Source organism: Glycomyces sambucus (assembly GCF_900102815.1).
Classification (GTDB): Bacteria; Actinomycetota; Actinomycetes; order Mycobacteriales; family Micromonosporaceae; genus Glycomyces; species Glycomyces sambucus.
Genome location: NZ_FNGF01000002.1, coordinates 482529 through 501344 on the forward strand (window position 1 = coordinate 482529; position 18816 = coordinate 501344).

General features: G+C 72.8%; 15 protein-coding genes and 1 pseudogene. 11 read left to right on the plus strand and 5 right to left on the minus strand.

The annotated features are described in order from the left end of the window. Positions 1-29: 29 nt before the first annotated feature. Entirely contained in the window at positions 30-1394 is a 1365-nt protein-coding gene (locus BLS99_RS07405) for a hypothetical protein (RefSeq protein WP_218126336.1), read from the minus strand. A 279-nt stretch (positions 1395-1673) separates the two neighbouring features. Here BLS99_RS07405 and BLS99_RS07410 point away from each other — a divergent pair, with 279 nt between their 5' ends. Beyond that, positions 1674-2312, plus strand: a complete 639-nt coding sequence (locus tag BLS99_RS07410; RefSeq protein ID WP_091046175.1) for a PaaI family thioesterase — start codon at positions 1674-1676, stop codon at positions 2310-2312. Here the strand turns inward: BLS99_RS07410 and BLS99_RS07415 are convergent. Both BLS99_RS07415 and BLS99_RS26540 read right to left on the minus strand, forming a co-directional pair. After that, positions 2309-3244 (minus strand): alpha/beta hydrolase, encoded by a 936-nt coding sequence (locus BLS99_RS07415; protein ID WP_218126337.1) that lies wholly within the window; start codon positions 3242-3244, stop codon positions 2309-2311. The two genes, BLS99_RS07410 and BLS99_RS07415, sit on opposite strands and share 4 nt — an antisense overlap. 107 nt (positions 3245-3351) lie before the next feature. Continuing rightward, a complete protein-coding gene (locus tag BLS99_RS26540) occupies positions 3352-4095 on the minus strand; it encodes an SDR family NAD(P)-dependent oxidoreductase (RefSeq protein ID WP_091046178.1) in 744 nt (247 codons plus the stop codon). Between the two features lie 69 nt (positions 4096-4164). Here BLS99_RS26540 and BLS99_RS26545 point away from each other — a divergent pair, with 69 nt between their 5' ends. The 3 genes and pseudogenes from BLS99_RS26545 (at position 4165) to BLS99_RS26555 (ending at position 6813) form a co-directional block, all read left to right on the plus strand. After that, a complete protein-coding gene (locus tag BLS99_RS26545) occupies positions 4165-5034 on the plus strand; it encodes a sigma-70 family RNA polymerase sigma factor (RefSeq protein ID WP_091046182.1) in 870 nt (289 codons plus the stop codon). Between the two features lie 15 nt (positions 5035-5049). Next, positions 5050-5985 (plus strand): nucleoside hydrolase, encoded by a 936-nt coding sequence (locus tag BLS99_RS07430; protein ID WP_091046185.1) that lies wholly within the window; start codon positions 5050-5052, stop codon positions 5983-5985. A 9-nt stretch (positions 5986-5994) separates the two neighbouring features. Continuing rightward, positions 5995-6813: pseudogene (locus tag BLS99_RS26555) on the plus strand (thioesterase family protein). Here BLS99_RS26555 and BLS99_RS07440 read toward each other — a convergent pair. After that, positions 6814-8184 (minus strand): glycosyl hydrolase family 28-related protein, encoded by a 1371-nt coding sequence (locus BLS99_RS07440; RefSeq protein WP_176953244.1) that lies wholly within the window; start codon positions 8182-8184, stop codon positions 6814-6816. Positions 8185-8464: 280 nt separating this feature from the next. Here BLS99_RS07440 and BLS99_RS07445 point away from each other — a divergent pair, with 280 nt between their 5' ends. Together BLS99_RS07445 and BLS99_RS07450 are read left to right on the plus strand one after the other, a co-directional pair. After that, positions 8465-9391: an ABC transporter ATP-binding protein gene (locus BLS99_RS07445; protein ID WP_091046191.1), complete on the plus strand. Its 927-nt coding sequence runs from the start codon at positions 8465-8467 to the stop codon at positions 9389-9391. Continuing rightward, positions 9388-10239 carry an ABC transporter permease gene (locus BLS99_RS07450; RefSeq protein WP_218126340.1) on the plus strand — a complete coding sequence of 284 codons (852 nt, stop codon included), beginning with the start codon at positions 9388-9390 and terminating at the stop codon, positions 10237-10239. Before BLS99_RS07445 ends, BLS99_RS07450 begins: the two co-directional genes overlap by 4 nt. Before the next feature lie 96 nt (positions 10240-10335). Here the strand turns inward: BLS99_RS07450 and BLS99_RS07455 are convergent, their stop codons facing one another. Further along, the gene (locus BLS99_RS07455) at positions 10336-11499 is read right to left on the minus strand and encodes a damage-control phosphatase ARMT1 family protein (RefSeq protein ID WP_176953245.1); all 1164 of its coding nucleotides are present in this window, start codon (positions 11497-11499) and stop codon (positions 10336-10338) included. Positions 11500-11796: 297 nt separating this feature from the next. On the opposite strand from BLS99_RS07455, the gene BLS99_RS07460 reads away from it, so the two are divergent. Genes BLS99_RS07460 through BLS99_RS07480 form a run of 5 tightly spaced genes read left to right on the plus strand, consistent with a single transcriptional unit; the run spans position 11797 to position 18745 of the window. Then, positions 11797-13068, plus strand: a complete 1272-nt coding sequence (locus BLS99_RS07460) for an ABC transporter substrate-binding protein (RefSeq protein WP_218126341.1) — start codon at positions 11797-11799, stop codon at positions 13066-13068. 8 nt (positions 13069-13076) lie between these two features. Then, a complete protein-coding gene (locus BLS99_RS07465) occupies positions 13077-14033 on the plus strand; it encodes a carbohydrate ABC transporter permease (RefSeq protein WP_091046195.1) in 957 nt (318 codons plus the stop codon). Then, positions 14030-14929 carry a carbohydrate ABC transporter permease gene (locus BLS99_RS07470; protein WP_091046198.1) on the plus strand — a complete coding sequence of 300 codons (900 nt, stop codon included), beginning with the start codon at positions 14030-14032 and terminating at the stop codon, positions 14927-14929. The genes BLS99_RS07465 and BLS99_RS07470 overlap by 4 nt, the downstream gene beginning before the upstream one ends. Next, complete coding sequence (locus BLS99_RS07475; RefSeq protein WP_091046202.1) at positions 14930-17479, plus strand: beta-galactosidase; 2550 nt, start codon at positions 14930-14932, stop codon at positions 17477-17479. Between the two features lie 24 nt (positions 17480-17503). Continuing rightward, positions 17504-18745 carry an ROK family transcriptional regulator gene (locus BLS99_RS07480; RefSeq protein ID WP_091046205.1) on the plus strand — a complete coding sequence of 414 codons (1242 nt, stop codon included), beginning with the start codon at positions 17504-17506 and terminating at the stop codon, positions 18743-18745. The last annotated feature ends 71 nt before the right edge of the window (positions 18746-18816 follow it).

Below are 18816 nucleotides of genomic sequence, written 5' to 3' on the forward strand. Positions count from 1 at the left end.
TTAGACAATGCCTTGAAAACCTCGGCGCCTCAGGACAACGGCATCACCCTCGCGATCCGGATCGAGCCGCCGCCTCCGGCCGCCGGGAAGGCGGCGCTGCCGTCCGGGTACGGCTTGAACGCCTGGTAGGCGTGGTCGGGCACGTTGATGTCGAAGCGGTCCCCGGCGGCGTCGCCGGAGTCGGCGCCGTAGACCTGCGCGCTCATGTTGTCCCCGGAGGCCCAGGCGAGGAGCATGTGGGCGTCGCCGTAGGAGACCAGGTGCGGATGGTCGGTGTCGGCTCCGGTGTCGACTGTGGAGTCGGAGGGTCCGTCGGTGAAGTGCTCCAGGCGGGCCCGCCCGCCCTGGCTCCACGCCGTCCAGTACCCGCCGTCGGCGGCGGTGACGAGGTCGCCGCCGAAGAGGGTGCCGTCGCAGGTCCCCTCGGCCACCGTCGTGTAGGCGGGCACGGCGATGCGGCACTGGTCGTCGGTGGCGCACACCGTGCCGAACTCGTCGCGGTCGGCGTTCCAGGCGATCCGGGTGGTCCAGGAGTGGCTGCACCCCACGGCGAACGCGTCGCCGTGGTCGGCGAGGTCCCCGGCGGCGTCGACCACCTGCATGCGGTCGCCCTGGTGGATGTCGACGCAGCCGCCGTCGGCGACGGTGATCGCGACGCCGAAGTACGCGGCGGTGTTGGTCCCGTCGCTGGCGAGGCGCCCGTGGTGCTGGTACCACCACACGAAGCGGGCGCCGTCGTCGTAGCCGTCCAGGCCGTCGCCGAGGTTGGTCACCTGGCGCTGCCACACCTGGGCGCCGGCGTTGTCGAAGCGGACCAGGTGCATGGTGCCGCACGGGCTGGAGGAGCCGCCGCACAGCGGGCCCTCGCCGCACGCGCCCTCGCGGGTGACGAGGACGGTGACGCCGTCCGCGTCGGCGATGACGTCCTGGAGGTCGATGCCCTCCAAGGCGATCGGGTCGCCTTCGGGCTTGTCGTCGCAGTCGAGGCGGGTGAGGTGGATCCTGTCGTCGGTGCCGTCCCAGGCGAGCCAGGAGCGGCCGTTCGGGGTGGCGGCGATGGCGGCCGGGAGCGGGTCGGTGTCGCCTTGGCCGCCGTTGCCGATGACGTCGGCGCCGACCTCGGTGACGACCACTTCCGGTGCGGGGCCGGCGGTCCGGTTGCACATGCCGTCGTCCTGCGGGAGGGCGCTGGCCTGGATCTCGGCGGTGGCGGCGTCGGAGGCGCCCTCGCCGCCGCCGGATTCGGGGGTCGACGCCTGATGGGTCGCGGGCCCGGCCGCGGCGTCGCCGGCGGGCTCGTCGGAGGTGAGCGCGAGGGCCGCGGCGATCGTGGTGGCCGCGGTGAGCCCGACCGCGGCGCCCGCCACCATGACGAGGCGCCGCCAGTGCTCCATTCCGGGCAGCCGGTGGCTGCGAATGCTTTCGCGGGGTGAAGGTCTACTCATTGCCGGTTTCGTCCTTCAAACGGCCGCCGCCCGCGGGTGCGAAGCGGCGGTAAAGGGTCGTACCGCCGACCCTACTGACCGCCCTGAGTCGACGGTGCACCTGCCCGGGCGAAGGCCCCGGGGGCGGCGCGTCGGTCGCCCGGAGGACCGGCTACGCCGTGGTAACCTGGCGCGGGCCGGGTTATAACGAGCGTCATAGGCCGTGCGCGGCCGGTAGGAGGAGCGCCGATGGAGGATCTCGAACTGCGCCGCAAGGCGGTCGCCGAGCTGGGCCGCGAGCTGCGGTCGCTCATGGAGACGGTCGCGCGCACCGAGACCCCGACCGAGGACCTCCAGGAGCTCGCGGGCGAGGTCCAGCGCCTCGAAGCGCGCTTCACCGGGCGCCGCCGCGAGCGCTCCGAGATCCCCGGCGTCGACGTGTTCCCGTTCGGGCTGCGGATGTACAGCCCCGCCACCGGGCACGGCAGCGCGTTCGCGCCGCCCCTGGAGATCGAGGAGACCGAGGACGGCCTGGTCGGGCGCTGCGCGCTCGGGGTCGCCCATGAGGGGCCGCCCGGGTACGCGCACGGCGGCATGAGCGCGATGCTCCTCGACGAGCTCATGGGCTGGGCCTGCGCCGCGAAGGGCCTGCCCGCCATGACGATCGCGCTCGACGTCCGGTACCAGCGGCCCGTCCCGGTCGAGATGCCGCTGCTGCTGCGCGCCCGCGTCACCGGCATCGAGGGCCGCAAGATCACCGTCTCCGGCTCCGTGGTCCCCGAGGACGACCCGCAGACGATCCTCGTCGCCGCCGAGGGCCGCTTCGTGGCCCCCGACCTCGACCGCGCCCGCTCGCTCTTCCCCGGCGCCAAGGGGTACCAGAACTAGCGGGCGCCGAGCCCTTCGGCCAGGAACGTGATCGACGCGTCGATCTCGGGCAGGCGCGGCGGGTGGTTCAGGTGGCCGTGGGTCATCCCGGGCGCCAGGTGGTAGTCCACCGGGACGCCGGCGTCGGCGAGCTGGCGCACCAGCAGTTCGGCCGAGGAGCGCAGGTCGTCGTACTCCGAGGCCATGACCCGGGTCGGCGGCAGCCCGTCGAGGCGCGCCGAGCCGGGCAGTGCGTCGGCCGGCACGTCGCCGATGCGGCCCACGTAGTTGCGGACCATGGTCTCCACGCCCAGGTGGTCGAACCGGGTCGGGACCTCGGCCATCTCCGGGTACAGGCTCCAGTCCAGCGGCGGGTTCGGGTAGTGCGTGAACGGGTAGGCCAGCAGCAGCGCGTCCGCCGGTCGCGGGCCGATGTCCCTGGCGCGCAACGCGGCCGAGAGGGCCAGCGCGCCGCCCGCGCTGGCGCCGCCGATGCCGAGGGGCGCGGCGGCGAACTCGCCGCGTCCGGCGAGCCAGGTCCAGGCGGCGTGCACGTCGTCGATCGGCACGGGGTAGAGGATCCGCTCGCCGTCGGCGAGGCGGTAGTCGACGGAGACCACGAACGCGCGGGCGCGGCGGGCGAGCTCGATCGCCACGATGTGGCCTTCGGGCATGTCGAGGTCGCCGAACTTGAAGCCGCCGCCGTGGGCCCACAGGATCGCGCCCGCGAGGTCGCCGTCGGGCCGGTAGGTGCGGATCGGGACGGGACCGTGCGGGCCGGGGACCGCGCCGTCCTCGATGGCGACGCCCGCGGCGTCCCAGCCCTCGTCCAAGCGCCGGTACTGGTCCATGAACCGCGCCACGCGGGCCTCCTGCTCGGCCTCGGTGCCCCCGCCGGCGCGCGCCTCGTCGGCGCCGCGGAACATCGCGGTGAAGTACTCGTGGACCGGCATGGGGCCTCCTGCGCTCGGGGACGGGACCAGTCTCCCGCGAATGGGTCTCGCTCACAGAGTCTCCCCCATCCGGGGCAATCGCTTCCATGCCGGTCCCCTCGGGCCGCCTACCAGGCGACGGGCCCGAGGCGGTCCTCGAAGACGCCGGTCGGGCCGTCCGGGCCGACGAGGGCGAAGCGGAGGAACACGTCGGTGCCCTCGGTGACGGTGAGCTGGCCGCGGTGCATGTTCATGTCGGTGGCGGCGAACTTGCCGGTGGCGACCTCGCCGGGCGTGACGGCGTTGAACTTGATCTCCGGGAACGCCTGGGCGTAGCGGACGGTCAGCATGTTCACGGCCGCCTTCGAGGTGCTGTAGGCGAGTTCGTGCATCTTGGAGACCGCCTGGTTGGGGTCGGTGACGACCGAGAAGGCGCCGCCGCCGCTGGAGACCATCACCACGCGCGGGTGGTCGGCGGCCTGGAGGAGCGGCAGGAACGCGTGGGTGACGCGGACGATGCCGAACACGTTGACGTCGAAGACCGGGGCGAGGTCGGCGACCGTGGCCTCGGCGGGGTGCACGGCGGTGCCCGGGGCGCCGGCGTTGTTGACGAGCACGTCGAGGTGCCCGGTGTGCTCGCGCACCAGGCGCTCGGCGGCGGCCACCGAGTCGTCGTCGGTGACGTCGAGCGGGACCGCGACGACGTCGATCCCGTCCGCGGCGAGCGCGGCGGCGGCCGCGCGGCCGCGGGCCTCGTCGCGCGAACCGAGGAAGACCTGCCAGCCCTCGGCGCCGAGGCGGCGGGCGGTCTCGAGGCCGAGGCCCTTGTTCGCGCCGGTCACGAGCGCGGTGTGCGTGGTCTGGGTTGCCATGGCTACCATCTGCTTCCTGTCGGGGTTGCTCTCACTGCTCTGACGGACGGCGTCGAAGGAACCAGACGGATGCGTGAAGAAAAGATCTCGGCCGAGGCGTTCGAGGCCCACCGGCCGCACCTGCGGGCGGTGGCCTACCGGATGCTCGGGTCGCTCGGCGAGGCCGAGGACGCGGTGCAGGAGGCGTGGCTCAAGGCCGCGCGCGCCGACGTCGGCGGCGTGGAGAACCTGGGCGGGTGGCTCACCACGGTGACCGGCCGGGTGTGCCTGGACCTGCTGCGTGCGCGCAAGTCGCGGCGCGAGGAGCTGGGAGCGGAGCTCGGTGGGGCGCAGCCGCAGGTGCGGCTCGCGCGCCGCGTCGACCCCGAGGAGGAGGCGGTCCTCGCCGACTCGGTGGGCCTGGCGATGCTCGTGGTCCTCGACGCGCTCGGTCCGGTCGAGCGGCTCGCGTTCGTCCTGCACGACCTGTTCGCCGTCCCGTTCGCCGAGATCGCGCCGATCGTCGAGCGCAGCCCCGAGACGACCCAGCGGATCGCGAGCCGGGCGCGGCAGCGCGTGCGCGGGAAGACCAGCGTCGACGGGAGCCTCGCCCGCCGGTACGAGGCCGTCGAGGCGTTCCTCCAGGCCGCCCGGGACGGCGAGTTCGCTTCGCTGCTCGAACTGCTCGATCCCGGCGTGGTGCTGCGCCTCGACGAGGCGGCGATCCGGCTCAGCGGCGGCGCCGACCTCACCGGCGCCCGCGCGGTGGCCGAGGCGTTCTCGGGCCAGGCGCGGCTCGCCCGCGCGGTGCTGCTCGACGGCGAGGTCGCGGTGGCGGTCGTGCCGCGCGGCACGCTGCTCATGGTCTTCACCGTCCGCTTCGCGGGCGACCGCATCGCCGAGCTGCGCGCGATCGGCGACCCGGCGGCGCTGGGTAGTCTCGAACTCCATGTGGCGTAAGCGAAAGGAGTCCGCATGCCCGTCAGGTTCGTCCTCGACTGCGACACCGGCTCGGACGACGCGGTCGCGATCCTCGCGGCCGCGGGCCACCCCGGGCTCGACCTCGTCGCCGTCACCACCGTGAACGGGAACCTCGCGGTCGGCCACGTCACCGACCACACGCTCCGCGCGCTCGACCTCGCCGGACTCGACGTCCCGGTGTACGAGGGCGCGGCCCGCCCGCTGGCGCGCCCTGACCTGCCGGTGCCGCGCGCGGTCCTGAACAAGGACAGCGAGTTCCACCAGCACGGCCTGGGCCTGCCCGAGGCGGTCTCGGCCAAGCGGGAGGGGCACGCGGTGCCGTTCCTGGTGGAGTGCTTCATGGACGACGCGAACGCCGACGTGGCGCTGGTGGCGGTCGGGCCGCTGACCAACGTGGCGCTCGCGCTCGCGCTGGAGCCGCGCCTGGCCGAGCGCATCCCGCGGCTCGTCGTCATGGGCGGCGCGCACGGGAACGGGAACGTGACCGCCGCGGCCGAGTTCAACTTCTGGGCCGATCCCGAAGCGGCCGAAGCGGTCCTGAGCGCAGGGCTCCGAGAGGTGGTGATCGTGCCGCTCGACGCGACCCATTCGGCGCCGCTGACGGCCGAGGACTGCGCGGCCTTCGAGGGGACCGCGATCGGCGCCGCGGCCGCGGGCCTGATCCGGCACCGGCTCGCCACCGACCAGGCCGCCCGCGCGAGTGCGGCGGCGCCCGTGCACGACCCGATGTGCGTCGCCCACCTGGTGCGGCCCGACCTGTTCACGACCGCGGTGGAGGCGTTCGCGAGCGTCGAGACCGCCGGGGCGCGCACGCTCGGGCAGCTCCTGGTCGACACCCGCCCGTGGCGGGCCGAACCGGCGAACGCGACCGTGGCGCTGCGCGCCTCACCCGCGGTGTACCGGGAGTTCCTGCGCGAGGCGTTCGCCTAGAGTCGCGCCATGACCGAACTCCCCCGCGACCTCCCCGACGGCTACTTCGTCCGCCTCGACCAGGACGGCGACCGCGCCCGCTTCCAGCCCACCGGCCACACCGGCGGCGCCTGGAACACCGCCGAGCAGCACATCAGCCCCATGAACGGCCTCGTCGTCCACGAGATCGAGCGCTTCTGCGCCCGGCGCGGACCCGACGGCCTCGCGGTGAGCCGCCTGAGCGCCGACATCCTCGGGGTGCTCACGCTCGACCCGTTCGAGGTCGCGGTGGAGGTGGTGCGCCCGGGCCGGACCATCGAGCTGGTCGAGGCCACCGTGGTCGCGGGCGGGCGCCCGGCGCTGCGGGCGCGGGTGTGACGCACGGTCGTGCAGGACACCGAGAAGGTGGCCGGCGGCGAGGCAGAGCCGCTGCCCGGGCCCGAGACCGCGGCGCCGTTCGCCCTCGACGGGGTCTGGCCCGGCGGGTACATCCGGTCGATCGAGGCCCGTCCGGTCATGGAGCCGCGGCCGGGCCGCAACACGGTGTGGGTGCGCGCGAAGGTCCCGGTCGCCGCGGGCGAGGACCCGAGCGACCTCGCGCGCCTCATCGGCCTGGTCGACTCCGCGAACGGGATCGCGGTGCGCCAGAGCCCCGAGGAGTGGCTGTTCCCGAACGTGGACCTCACGGTGCACCTGTTCCGCAGGCCCGTGGGCCGCTGGCTCGGGCTCGACACCACCGTGGTCTTCGGCCCGGACGGCCTCGGCCTCACCTCGAGCGCCCTCCACGACGAGGCCGGCCACGTCGGGCAGGCCCAGCAGGCGCTCACGGTCCGGCCGAGGCCGCACTAGTCAGCCGGCCGCGTCGGCGGTGTTCCAGCCGTCGCGGAACGCGTACCGGGCCGGCGCGGAGGCGTACCGCAGGAACGCGGTGCTCCCGGCCGTGCCCACGGCCGTGTTCGAGTGGTGGAACCGCGAGCCCTCGTAGATCATCTTCCCGTTCTGGAGCGAGGTCCCGGCGGCGTCCACGAGGTGGTAGCCGCCGAGGACGCAGTCCTGGTAGCGCACGATCGGGATGCGCCCGCCCTCGCCGCTGTAGCGGTGCGTGTTGTAGAACGCGCTCGCCTCCTGGATCGCGGCGATGTCCGAGCAGGAGGTGAACGTGACGGTGCCACGGTTCCAGCCGCAGTCGATGACCCGCTGGTCGGCGCTCTTCTTCGGCTCGAAGCGGACCCCGTTGACGTTGAGCCGCGCCGCGGTCGTGTCGCCGTCCGCGCTGTAGGGCAGCACGAAGTAGCGGGCCGCCGCGGTCCCGACCATCGACCACGAGCCGCCGTAGACGTTGATCGAGCCGCCCCGGTTGAACTTGAAGAAGTCCCCGCCCGCCAGCGCGAAGTTGCACGACTGGACGTAGTAGTTGAGGAACTGGTCCTGCTGCTTGCGCCCGGCCGGGTCGGTCACGCCGCAGGTGAGGAACGCGTCGGTGTACTTCGAGGCGGTGTCGGTGGAGCAGAGCACGAAGTGGTGCTCGCTGTTGTTGTTGGCCTCGGCGTCGCCGTCGACGCCGATGACGCGGTTCCAGGTGCCCTTCCACTCGATGTCGCGGTAGACGAAGTACTGGTTCTGGCCGTACCCGTACTCGGGGTGGGCCGGGGTGCCCGCGAGGGAGTCGACCGACCAGTAGTACGCGAAGTTGTTGGCGGGGTTGGTCGAGGAGAAGCTCATGCCCTCGAAGTAGGTGTAGCGCAGGCGCACCGCGGCGGTGATGAGGTTGTTCTTCGTGGGGTCGGCGTTCGCGGTGAAGGCCGTGTCGAACCTGATGTTGGTGACGCGCGGCCCGCAGCCGCGGTAGCGGAGGCCGAAGACCTGGTCGGCGCTGCCGGTGGTCGGGGACCACATGAGGGTGTCGGCCTTGGTGATCCGGTAGTCGCCGGGCGGGAAGAACACCTCCTTGCCGACGACGCCGCTCCGGCGTCCGGTGAGGGCGGCGGCGACCGCGGCGCGGACGGCGTCGGAGTCGTCGGTGACGCCGTCGCCGACGGCGCCGTACGCCTTGACGTCGACGCTGTACTCGGCCGGGTCGGTGTTCGCGGCCTCCTCGGCGTGCGCGGGGTTCGCGCCGAAGAGGGCGAGGGTCCCGGCCCCGCCCGCGGCGCCGAGGCCGAAGGCCCGCCGCGAGAAGGTGCGCCCGGCGTCCGCCGGTCCCGTGTTCGTCTCGGTCACGTGCGGTGCTCCCTTTGTATTTGTTGATGCAGTTCGATTGCCGCACAGGACGTTACGGCAGTCGCGGGTGGGCTGGCAAGGGCCGCGTGGCACGGTTCGGGGGCCGCCGCGGGGTGGATGCGGCCTCAGCGCCTGCGCGTAGGTCCGGGTACGACCCAGGTACGAGTCCGCGCCCGTGAAGACCCGCGTCCAGGCCCACGCGGTGAGAGGTCCGCGTCCGTAGCGTCGTTCCCATGAGGCCGCGATGCCGTCGCGGCTCGGAGGAGACGAGGGAACCGCGATGATCGAAGCGCGTGAACTGACCAAGCGCTACGGCGACAAGACCGTGGTCGACGGCTTGAGCTTCACGGTGAAGCCGGGCGAGGTGACCGGGTTCCTGGGCCCGAACGGGGCCGGGAAGTCCACGACCATGCGGATGGTCCTGGGCCTGGACGCGCCCACGGCCGGATCGGTGACGGTCAACGGCCGCAGCTACGCGGGGCACGGCGCCCCGCTCCACGAGATCGGCGCCCTGCTGGAGGCGAAGTCGGTGCACCCCGGGCGCTCCGCCGAGGCGCACTTGACGGCGCTCGCGCAGACCCACGGGATCGCCCGCGGGCGCGTGGACGAGGTCATCGAGCTGGCCGGGCTCCAGAGCGTGGCCGGCAAGCGGGTCGGGGCGTTCTCGCTCGGGATGGGCCAGCGGCTGGGCATCGCCGCCGCGCTCCTGGGCGACCCGGAGACCGTCATGCTCGACGAGCCGGTGAACGGGCTCGATCCCGAAGGGGTGCTGTGGATCCGCAACCTCCTGGCGAAGCTCGCCGCGGAGGGCCGGGCGGTGCTCCTGTCCTCGCACCTGATGAGCGAGACCGCGCAGATCGCCGACCACCTGGTCATCATCGGCCGCGGGCGGCTGCTGGCGGACACGACGGTGGAGGCGTTCGTGCGCGAGACGGGCACGGGCGCGGTGCGGGTGGCCTCGGACGAGGCCGGCCGGCTCCGGGCGCTCCTGGCGGGCCCCGATGTGACGGTGTCGGGCTCGAACGACACGGAGCTGCTGGTCTCGGGGCTGGGCGCCCGCGAGATCGGGCGGGTGGCGCTGGAGCACGGCGTGCCGCTGCACGAGCTGACGCCGCTGGGGGCCTCCTTGGAGGAGGCGTTCATGGACCTGACCACTGACGAGCTGGAGTACCGCAGTGCCCCGGCGGACGGAAGGAGTGCGCGATGAGCGCCATGACGATCGATCGCCCCGCGGGGGGCGCCGCGCCCGCGCGGACCGCGGTGAAGCCGGTCCGGTTCCACCGGGTGCTCCTGTCGGAGACGACGAAGTTCCGGACCATCAGGTCCACGTGGATCTGCCTGACCCTGGGCCTGGTGCTGCTGGGCCTGTTCGGGTCGATCGGCGCGTTCACCTACGACGGCGGCGGCGCCGGGGTCACCGACGGCCCGCCCGGGATCGCCGGGCGCCCGCTCGACGCGGTGAGCCTGGCGCTCATGGGACTGTCGTTCGCGTCGCTGGTAGTCGGGGTGTTCGGGGTCCTGTCGACCGCGGGCGAGTACTCGACGGGGACGATCCGCTCGACGCTGGCGGCGGTGCCGAAGCGGCTGCCGGTGCTGTGGGCGAAGGCGATCCTCGCGGGCGGCGCGGTGCTCGTGATCGCCGCGGCGGGTGCGTTCACGGCGTTCCTGATCGGGACGGTCGGGCTCGACGGCGAGGCGATCGCGGTGTCGCTGGGCGACGAGGGCGTGCTGCGGTCGCTGCTGGGCGCGGCGCTGTACCTGGCGCTGGTGGCGGTGTTCGGGGTGGCGCTGGGGGCGCTGCTGCGGTCGCCGGCGGGCGGGATCGCCGCGCTGGTGAGCATCCTGCTGATCCTGCCGGGCCTGGCGATGCTGCTGCCGGACTCCTGGTACGACACGCTGAACCCGTACTTCCCGTCGAACGCCGGCGGCGCGGCCTACGCGCTGACCGAGACCGCCGACCGGCTCTCGCCGGGCGAGGGGATCGCGGTGTTCGCGGGGTGGGTGGCGCTGACGCTCGCGGCGGCGGCGTTCCGCCTGAAGCGGACCGACGTCTGAGGACCGCGGTCCGAAGGCCGCGGCGGAAGACCGCCGGATGACGACCGCGAAAGCCGCCCCGGGGAGACACTCCCCCGGGGCGGCTTTTCGCGTGCCCTAGGGTCGGACCTGGATGAACGCGCGGGTGCCGGTGAGGCGCCAGTCGGGCGCCTCGGCGTCGAGGGCCGCGAGGCGGGCGGGGTCGACGCCCACGGCGAGGTCGGACTTGGCGGTGCGCAGGGCGGCCACCGGCCCCGGGAAGTACCCGGCGGCCTCGGCGAACGGGGTGGCCGGGTCCCATTCGCGGTCGCCCACGAGGCGGCGGTAGTTCAAGTCCCCCTTGAGGATCACCAGCTTCGCGGAGGCGAACTCCTCGGCGAGGTCGGCGGGGGCCGTGCGGTACTCGGTGGGGTGGACGTAGGCGCCGTGGGTGCGCAGGCGCAGCCAGCCGACGCGGATCGCGTCGCGCAGGCGCCGGGCGAGGTCGCGGACCTCCTCGTGCGGGTCGCGGTCGAGGGCGCGGAGGGTGTCGCTGACGTCGAGTCCGGTGGCGTCGGAGACGAAGTACGGGTGCGGCTTCAGGTGGAGTTCGACCGGTCCGGTGGCGGTCTCCAGGAGGTGGTCGACGAGGGCGAGGTCGGCGGTGATCTCGCGTCCGGCGTTGTCGGCGACGACGATGACCGGGGCCTCGCCGGGGGCCTCGGCCAGCGCCCACAGGGCGTCGGCGTCGTCGGCGAGGAGTTCGCCGACGCCGGTGTCGGCGCCGGGGTTGTTGGTGCGGAACCCGAGGTCGGCCTGGTTGCCCCAGAGGGAGGCGAGGAGGAGGGCGCGGCGGCGGTCGGCCGCGTCGGCGCCCTTGAGGGCGGCGTAGGCGTCGAGGTCGGCGCGCAGTTCGGGGCCGTCGAGCTGGGCGTGCTTCTGGGGCGCGAAGGGGTCGACGCCGCACCAGGGGCTGTCGTAGTGGTGGTACTCGACGGCGCGCAGGAGGCGGCGGTAGAAGTACGACTCGGCCCACAGGAACGGCAGGGAGTCCCAGGGGAGTCCGGCGCGGGCGGCGACCTCCAGGTGCCAGGTGTGGATCTCGGGGCCGCCGGGGGTGCGCGGCGGGACGGTGCCGGCGAGGGATTCGGCGAGGAGCGCTTCGAGGGCCTCCGCGATGCGGGGCGGGTAGGGGAAGTCGCCGACGAGGTTGGCGATGAGCACGGGGTGGCGCTCGTGGAAGACCGAGCGGCTGAAGGAGCCGGGCCGGTCGATGCCGATGGGCGGGGGCAGGTCGGGCACGGCGCCACTCCGTTTCACTCGTCCGTCTCATGCGCGGGTCGAGGCCATGATCGCACCCCCGGGTGCGGCGGTGCCGGTGCGGCGCCCCGTTCGCGACGTGTTGTCGCCCTTGGGGTGTGACGCAGCGCATCCTACCGATGACAACTGTATCGGTCAATCGGCCCGCCACCTGGGTCGGCGTTGCTCGAATCGTTATCCGAGGGGGTCTATCCAACCATTTATCTATGGGTTAGATTTACCCCCGTCTCAACCCCGTGCCGACGGTGTAGTCGGCGCAAGACAGAGAGAGGCCGAGACATGGAGAACACGATCCGCCGGCGCACGCTCGTCCAGGCCGCGGCCACCGCGGGCGTCGCGGCGCCCCTCCTCGCCGCGTGCGGCTCCGGCGACGACGGGAACGGCCCGCTCAAGATGGTCGTCTGGGGCGGCGACCTCGACAAGGAGACCTACCAGGCGCGCATCGACCTGTTCGAGGCCGAGAACCCCGACATCACGATCGAGCTCCAGCTGATCCCCTCGGACCAGTACGAGCAGAAGGTCCAGACGATGATCGCCGGCGGCGACGGCCCCGACATCATGCAGGTCGCCGAGGGCGTGAACACCTACTCCTCCAAGAGCCAGATCCTGCCGCTGGACGACTACGCGAAGGACGCCGGCCTCGACCTGGAGCAGCGGTTCGGCCCCGTCGGCTCCCTGTACACCTTCGAGGACAAGGTCTACGCGATCCCCGACCGCTCGGGCGCGATGATCGTCTACTACAACAAGGACCTCTTCGACGCCGCCGGCGTCGCGTACCCGACGGCCGAGTGGACCCAGGAGGACGCCCAGGCCGCCATGGAGAAGCTGACGGTGGCCGGCACCCAGTGGGGCTACGGCGGCGCGGGCTGGTGGCCGCAGTGGTGGTCCTTCGCGTACCAGAACGGCGGGCAGATCATCGACGACGGCGGGCAGCCGACGATCAACTCCCCCGAGGTCGTCACCGCCCTCCAGTGGGCCAACGACCTCGCGCACGAGTACCACTACGTGCCGACCGCCGCCGAATACGCGGACATGGGCCCCGACATGGGCGGCGACCCCGCCTTCGCCGCGGGCACGGTCGCGATGAACACCACCGGGTTCTGGGCCATCGGCGGCCTCCTCGAAGCCGGGATCAACTGGGACATCGCCCCGCTGTGGCGCGGCGCCCAGCAGGCCGTCTCCGCCTTCGGCTCCGGCCTGGCGATCTCGCGCGACGCCAAGGACCCGAAGAAGGCGTTCAAGGCCATCGAGTTCCTCACCGGCGCCGACGCGCAGGAGGTCATCATCGACAAGGCCCAGGACGTCCCCGCCAACCTCGAAGTGCAGCAGTCGGACGCGTTCCTGGCGCCGTCGTGGGCCACCAAGCCCATCAACATGGCCGCGTTCGGCGAGTCGGCGGACTTCATCTTCCGCGCGCCGTTCATCCCGCAGTGGAACGAGCTCCAGGCGGCTCTCAACGACAACCTCGGCACCTTCTGGAACGAGGGCGGCGACGCCCAGACCGAACTGGACAAGATCCAGACCCAGCTCGAATCGATCATCACCGATTAGGGCCTGAGATGTCGCAGACCGTCGACGAAGCCCCCGGGGCGGAGCGCGCCGCGCTCCGCGCCGGCGGGCGCCGCAAGCCGTCATCGCGCCGCAGGAAGGAGGCCTTCTACTTCTGGCTCTTCATCTCGCCGTGGCTGATCGGCTTCGTCGGGTTCCTGCTGGGCCCGATGATCGCCTCCGTCTACATCTCGTTCACCGAGTGGGACTCGTTCACCCCGCCCCAGTGGGTGGGCCTGGACAACTACGCGAAGGCGCTCACCGAGGACCCGGTCTTCTGGAAGGCGCTCGGCAACACCTTCTACTACGCGCTGATCTCCGTCCCCCTGGGCCTGGTCATCGGCGTGTGGCTGGCGAACCTGCTGAACAAGCGGGTGCGCGGGCGCAAGCTGTTCCGCACCTTCATCTACCTGCCCACGCTGGTCCCGCTCGTGGCGACCGCGATGGTCTTCAAGATGGTCCTCGCGCCCTCGGGGCCGCTCAACGACCTGCTCGGCTGGTTCGGCGTCGACGGCCCGGCCTGGCTCCTCGACCCGACCTGGGTCAAGCCCGCGCTCATCGTGCTCTCCGCGTGGGGCGCCGGCGGGGCCACCGTGCTCCTGCTGTCGGCCATGAACGGCATCCCGCGCGAGCTGTACGAGGCCGCCGAGATCGACGGCGCCGGCTCCTGGCGCCAGTTCTGGTCGGTCACGTTCCCGCAGATCACCCCGGTGATCTTCTTCAACCTCATCATGGGCCTCATCGGATCGTTCCAGATCTTCTCGCAGGTCTACATCCTCACCGCCGGCGGACCTGACAACGCCAGCCAGATGATCGTGCCGCTGCTGTTCCGCGAGGCGTTCTCCTTCTACCACTTCGGATACGCGTCGGCCGTCGCCTGGCTGCTGTTCCTGGTGATCCTGGCGCTCACGCTCGTCGCGTTCCGCTGGTCCCGCAGCTGGGTCTTCTACGAGCAGGAGGTCCGATGACCGCAGCCGCCGCCAAGCCCCGCACCGGACCGGGCCGGACCCGCCTCCTGTCGGCGTTCAAGGCGTCCCCCGCCACCTACGCGGTACTGCTGGTCGTCTCGGCGATCTTCTTCGTGCCGTTCGTCCTCATGGTGTCCATCTCGCTCTCCAGCGACCTGACCAGCTCCCAGAACGCGTTCACGGTGATCCCGTCCGAGTTCGAGTGGCGCAACTTCACCGAGGTGTTCACCGCGACCGGCCTCCCGGTCGGGCGCTTCGTCCTCAACTCGGTCCTCATCGCCACGCTCTCGGCGGTCGGCCAGGTGCTCTCGTCCTCGCTCGTCGGCTACGCGTTCGCGCGGCTGCGGGCCCCGGGCAAGGGCGTCATGTTCATCATCGTGCTCGCCACCATGATGATCCCCGCGCAGATCACGATGATCCCGCAGTTCCTGCTGTTCAAGGAGCTCGGCTGGGTGAACACGTACCTGCCGCTCATCATCCCGAACTTCTTCACCAACGCGTTCAACGTGTTCCTGGTGCGGCAGTTCGTCTCCCGCATCTCCGGCGAGCTCGACGAGGCCGCGCAGATGGACGGCCTCGGCTACTTCGGGGTGTACCGGCGCATCATCCTCCCGATGATGTGGCCGATCCTCACGGCCATCGCGATCTTCACGCTCACCCACGCGTGGGGCGACTTCATGGGCCCGCTCATCTACCTCAACTCCGAGGAGTCGATGCCGCTGGCGCTCGGCCTCCAGTACATGACGGGGACGAGCAACGAGATGCAGCTGCCGCCGTGGAACCTGGTCATGGTCGGGTCGATCATCCTGACGCTGCCCATGATCGCGATCTACTACCTCGGCCAGAAGTACCTCTACGAGATGAACCTCCAAGGCGGAAGTGCAGGAGTGAAGTAAGTGACTGATACATCCCTGTCGGCCGTCGCGCTCCGCCCCACCGGGCTGGTGCTCGACGGCCGCGAGGAGGCCCTGTTCTGCGCGTCGCTGTTCTACTTCCGGCTCCCGCGGGAGACCTGGGAGGCGCGGCTCGCGCAGGTGCGCGCCACCGGCTACCGCGCGATCGACGTCTACCTGCCGTGGAACTTCCACGAGACCGCCCCCGGCGTGTGGGACTTCGCCGGGCGCCACGACGTCGGGGCGTTCCTCGACCTCGCGCACGAGGCCGGCCTCGCGGTGGTCGCGCGGCCCGGCCCGTACATCTGCTCCGAGTGGGACGGCGGCGCGCTCCCCGCGTGGCTGGGCCTCGACCCGGACCTGCGTGTGCGCCAGGCCGAACCGCGGTTCCTCGCACAGGTCCGCGCCTGGTTCGACCGCGCGATGCCGCTCCTCGCCGAGCGCCAGTGGGGCCGCGGCGGCGCCGTCGTCGCGGTCCAGCTGGAGAACGAGCTCGACTTCTTCGACACCGCCGACCGGCACGCCTACATCAGCGCGTTGCGGGACATGGCGACCGGCCACGGCGTCACCGTGCCGCTCATCGCGTGCGCCGGCCAGGGCGACCTGGTCGGCGCAGGCGGCGGGGTCGAGGGCGTCGCCCCGGCGTTCAACTTCTACCCCGACGACCGCTCGCCGTTCGTCGAGGCCGAGGTGCGCCGGTACGCCGACCTGGTGGCCGCGCGCGGCCTGCCGCTGCTGGTCACCGAGACCAACCGCAGGCACGCCACCCTGCGGCGCCTCATGGTCAGCGGCGCCGTGCTCATCGCGCCCTACCTCCAGGCGTCGGGCTACGACTTCGGGTACACGCCCTCGGTCGGCAACTGGGGCGACCCCGGCGGGTTCATGACCCACGACTACGACTTCGGCGGCTACCTCTCCCCCGTGGGCGAGGCGCGGCCCGAGACCGCCGAGGCCCGCGTCCTCACCGCGTTCACCCGCACGCTCGGGCCGCGACTCGCGAAGGCCCGGACCACCGAAGCCGAAGGCGTGCAGTCGGTCTCGGTGGCGACGAGTTCGTCGCCGTCGCAGCTCGTCCTCGACGGCGGCGGTACGGTCACCGGGGTCCCGAACCTCACCGAGGAGCCCGGGACGGCCGAGATCGGCGGCCGCACCGTCGCCCTCGCACCGCGCTCGACCGCGCTCATCGTGCGGGACCTGCCGCTCGCGGGCTTCGGCCTCACCGGCACGCTCGCGTTCGCCTCCGCCGACCTCGTCGGCGCCGGCACCGACGGGCTGCGGTTCGCCTCCGGTGTCGCGAGCACGGTGGAGGTCGGCGGCGAGACCGCCGAGTTCCCGGCACCCGAGATCGGGAAGCCGCTGCGGCGCACCGTGGGTGGCGTGGACATCACGGTGCTCCATCCCGAGGACGTGGCCGACCCGGACGGCGCGCGGGCCGAGATCACCGGTCCCGCACCGGAGGCCGAGGCACTGACCGCCGTGTTCCGGCGGGCCCTGCCCACCCGGTCCGGCGCCACCGAGGCGCACGAACTGCCCCCGTCCTCCGAGGCCGCAGGCGTCTTCCGCGGCCGCACCCACTACGCCGCAACGCTGGACGGCGTGGCGGAACTGCTCATCGAGGGCGCGGCCGACATCGTCGACCTCGCGCTCGACGGCGAGGCACGACCCTCGCACGTCGGCTACGGCGGCACGTTCACCGTGCCGACCGCCGGGAAGACCGCGTTCACCGCCACCGTGGAGACCTGGGGCCACGCCAACTTCGACGATTCCCGCCTGCCGGGCCTCGCGCTCGGGTCGCTCCGCGGCCTCGGGCGGGTGTGGGCCGTGACCGGGCGCGAGGACGTCCACGCACTGTGGACCGTCGACGGCGGCGAACAGTGGGCCGGCGACCCCGCGCCCGTGCGCAGCCTCGGCGGCTGGAGCAGCACCCGCATCGGGCGGCCCGCGACCTACCGGCGTCCGCTCCCGGTCGACGGCGTCTCCCACTACGCGTTCCACCTCGGCGAACTGGCCCTCCCGGTCGAGGTCGACGTGGACGGCGAGGCCCGCATCGTCAGCCCGATCGACCCGTGGGTACACCTGGAGCCCGGGCGGGGACGGAACGTCGCGGTCACCGCGCCGCACTGGCCCGGATCCGGCTCCGGCCCCGTGGAACTGCTCCGGCTCGAAGCCGTGCGGGACTGGCGGGTCGAGGCCCAGCCCGACACCGCGATCCTCGCGCTGGCCGGGCAGGACGCCGAAGGACTCGCCGTCGAGCTACCCCTGCGGCTCGCGCCCGGCGAGGAGACCTGGCTCGACGTGCCGGTGCCCTCCGGCGGGCGGTCGCTCCGGTTCGAGGGCGAGCAGGTCCGCGTGAGCGCCTTCGCGGGCGGGGAGCTCCTCGGCCGCGTCTGGCTCGACGACCCGCACCGGCCCCGCTTCACCGGCGGCGATCCGGGTCGACTGTGGATCCCCGGCGCGTGGAACTCCGGTACCGTCAGGTTGCTGGTCCGCGGCACGGCGGGAGGCGCGCAGCCGCACCTCGCGCGCGTGACCGCAACCGCCGCACCGGAGTAGACCGCACAGCCCCCAGGAGTTCCCATGGCCCCCACCAGGCGCACCTCGCGAGACATACGCAGCGAGTCGCGGCTCGACGTGCTGCACGCGCTGCTCACCGCGGGCGAGACCACCCGCAACGAGCTCGCGCGCACCACCGGCCTGAGCACCGCCACGGTGGCCACGGTGGTCAGCGACCTGCTCTCGCGCGGGATCGTCACCGAGGCCCGCGTCGCCAGCGGACGCGTCGGGCGGCCCACGACCCTGCTGCGGCTCAACCAGGACCGGGGCCGCATCGTCGGCGTCGACGTCGCGGAGACCTACATCAGGGCGGTCGTCTTCGACGCCGCGCTCGACGAGGTCGCCGCGGCCGAGGTGCCCGCCGACGAGCGGCACGTCGGGACCGAGGAGGTCGTCGACGGCGTGGCCCGCGCCGTCGACGCCGCCCTCGCGCGGGCCGGGACGCACCGCCACGACGTGCTCGGCGTGGGCGTCTCGCTGCCCGGCTCGATGCAGCGGTGGGGCGCGAACTCCCCCGTCATGCCCAACGCGGCCCGGCACCACGTCGACCGCCACCACGTGGACCGCCTCCGCGAGCGCCTGGACCTGCCGATCGTGATCGACAACCCGCTCAAGGCGATCGCCACCGCCGAGCTGTGGTTCGGCCAGGGCCGCAGGCACGCGAGCACCATCACCGTCAACCTCGGCACCGGCGTGGGCGCCGGGATCATCCTCAACGGCGCGATCCTGCGCGGCGCCACGAACTTCGCGGGCGAGTGGGGCCACAGCCTCCTCGCCCTCGACGGGCGGGCCTGCCGGTGCGGGCGCCGCGGCTGCGTCGAGGCGTACGTCGGCGCGTCGGGCCTCCAGCGGACCCTCGCCGCGGTCGACCCCGCCCACCCGCTCGCGTCGGTCCCGTTGCAGCGCGACTTCATCGGGGCCCTGGCCGCGGCGCTGGAGCCGCCCGGCCCGGACCCGGCCGTCACCGAGACGATCCAGCGCACCGCCCGCTACCTCGGGGCGGCGCTCGCCGACCTCGTCGCGATCGTCAACCCCGAGACGATCACGCTCACCGGCTGGACGGTGTGGGCGCTCGGCGACCACCTCGTGCCCGCGGTGCGCCGCAGCGTGGTCGAGGAGGCGCCCGGCGACTCGGCCGCCGACCTGGAGGTGGAGGTGTCCACGGTGCGCGGCAACTCGGTCGCCACCGGGATCGCCACCATCGCGCTCGAACGCTTCCTCAGCGACGTCGGCCTCGTCACCACCAGGGTTCCCACGGCGCTCTGAAGGTGTGCCGCGCCGAACCGCGGGTAACCGTGGTGCGGAAGACGGCGCGCCGACCGGCGCGTTCCGCGACC

Coding starts and splice junctions, on each gene's coding strand:
- BLS99_RS07405 (WP_218126336.1), bottom strand. CDS start 1,394: ATGGAGCACTGGCGGCGCCTCGTCATGGTGGCGGGCGCCGCGGTCGGG.
- BLS99_RS07410 (WP_091046175.1), top strand. CDS start 1,674: ATGGAGGATCTCGAACTGCGCCGCAAGGCGGTCGCCGAGCTGGGCCGC.
- BLS99_RS07415 (WP_218126337.1), bottom strand. CDS start 3,244: ATGCCGGTCCACGAGTACTTCACCGCGATGTTCCGCGGCGCCGACGAG.
- BLS99_RS26540 (WP_091046178.1), bottom strand. CDS start 4,095: ATGGCAACCCAGACCACGCACACCGCGCTCGTGACCGGCGCGAACAAG.
- BLS99_RS26545 (WP_091046182.1), top strand. CDS start 4,165: ATGCGTGAAGAAAAGATCTCGGCCGAGGCGTTCGAGGCCCACCGGCCG.
- BLS99_RS07430 (WP_091046185.1), top strand. CDS start 5,050: ATGCCCGTCAGGTTCGTCCTCGACTGCGACACCGGCTCGGACGACGCG.
- BLS99_RS07445 (WP_091046191.1), top strand. CDS start 8,465: ATGATCGAAGCGCGTGAACTGACCAAGCGCTACGGCGACAAGACCGTG.
- BLS99_RS07450 (WP_218126340.1), top strand. CDS start 9,388: ATGAGCGCCATGACGATCGATCGCCCCGCGGGGGGCGCCGCGCCCGCG.
- BLS99_RS07460 (WP_218126341.1), top strand. CDS start 11,797: ATGGAGAACACGATCCGCCGGCGCACGCTCGTCCAGGCCGCGGCCACC.
- BLS99_RS07465 (WP_091046195.1), top strand. CDS start 13,077: ATGTCGCAGACCGTCGACGAAGCCCCCGGGGCGGAGCGCGCCGCGCTC.
- BLS99_RS07470 (WP_091046198.1), top strand. CDS start 14,030: ATGACCGCAGCCGCCGCCAAGCCCCGCACCGGACCGGGCCGGACCCGC.
- BLS99_RS07480 (WP_091046205.1), top strand. CDS start 17,504: ATGGCCCCCACCAGGCGCACCTCGCGAGACATACGCAGCGAGTCGCGG.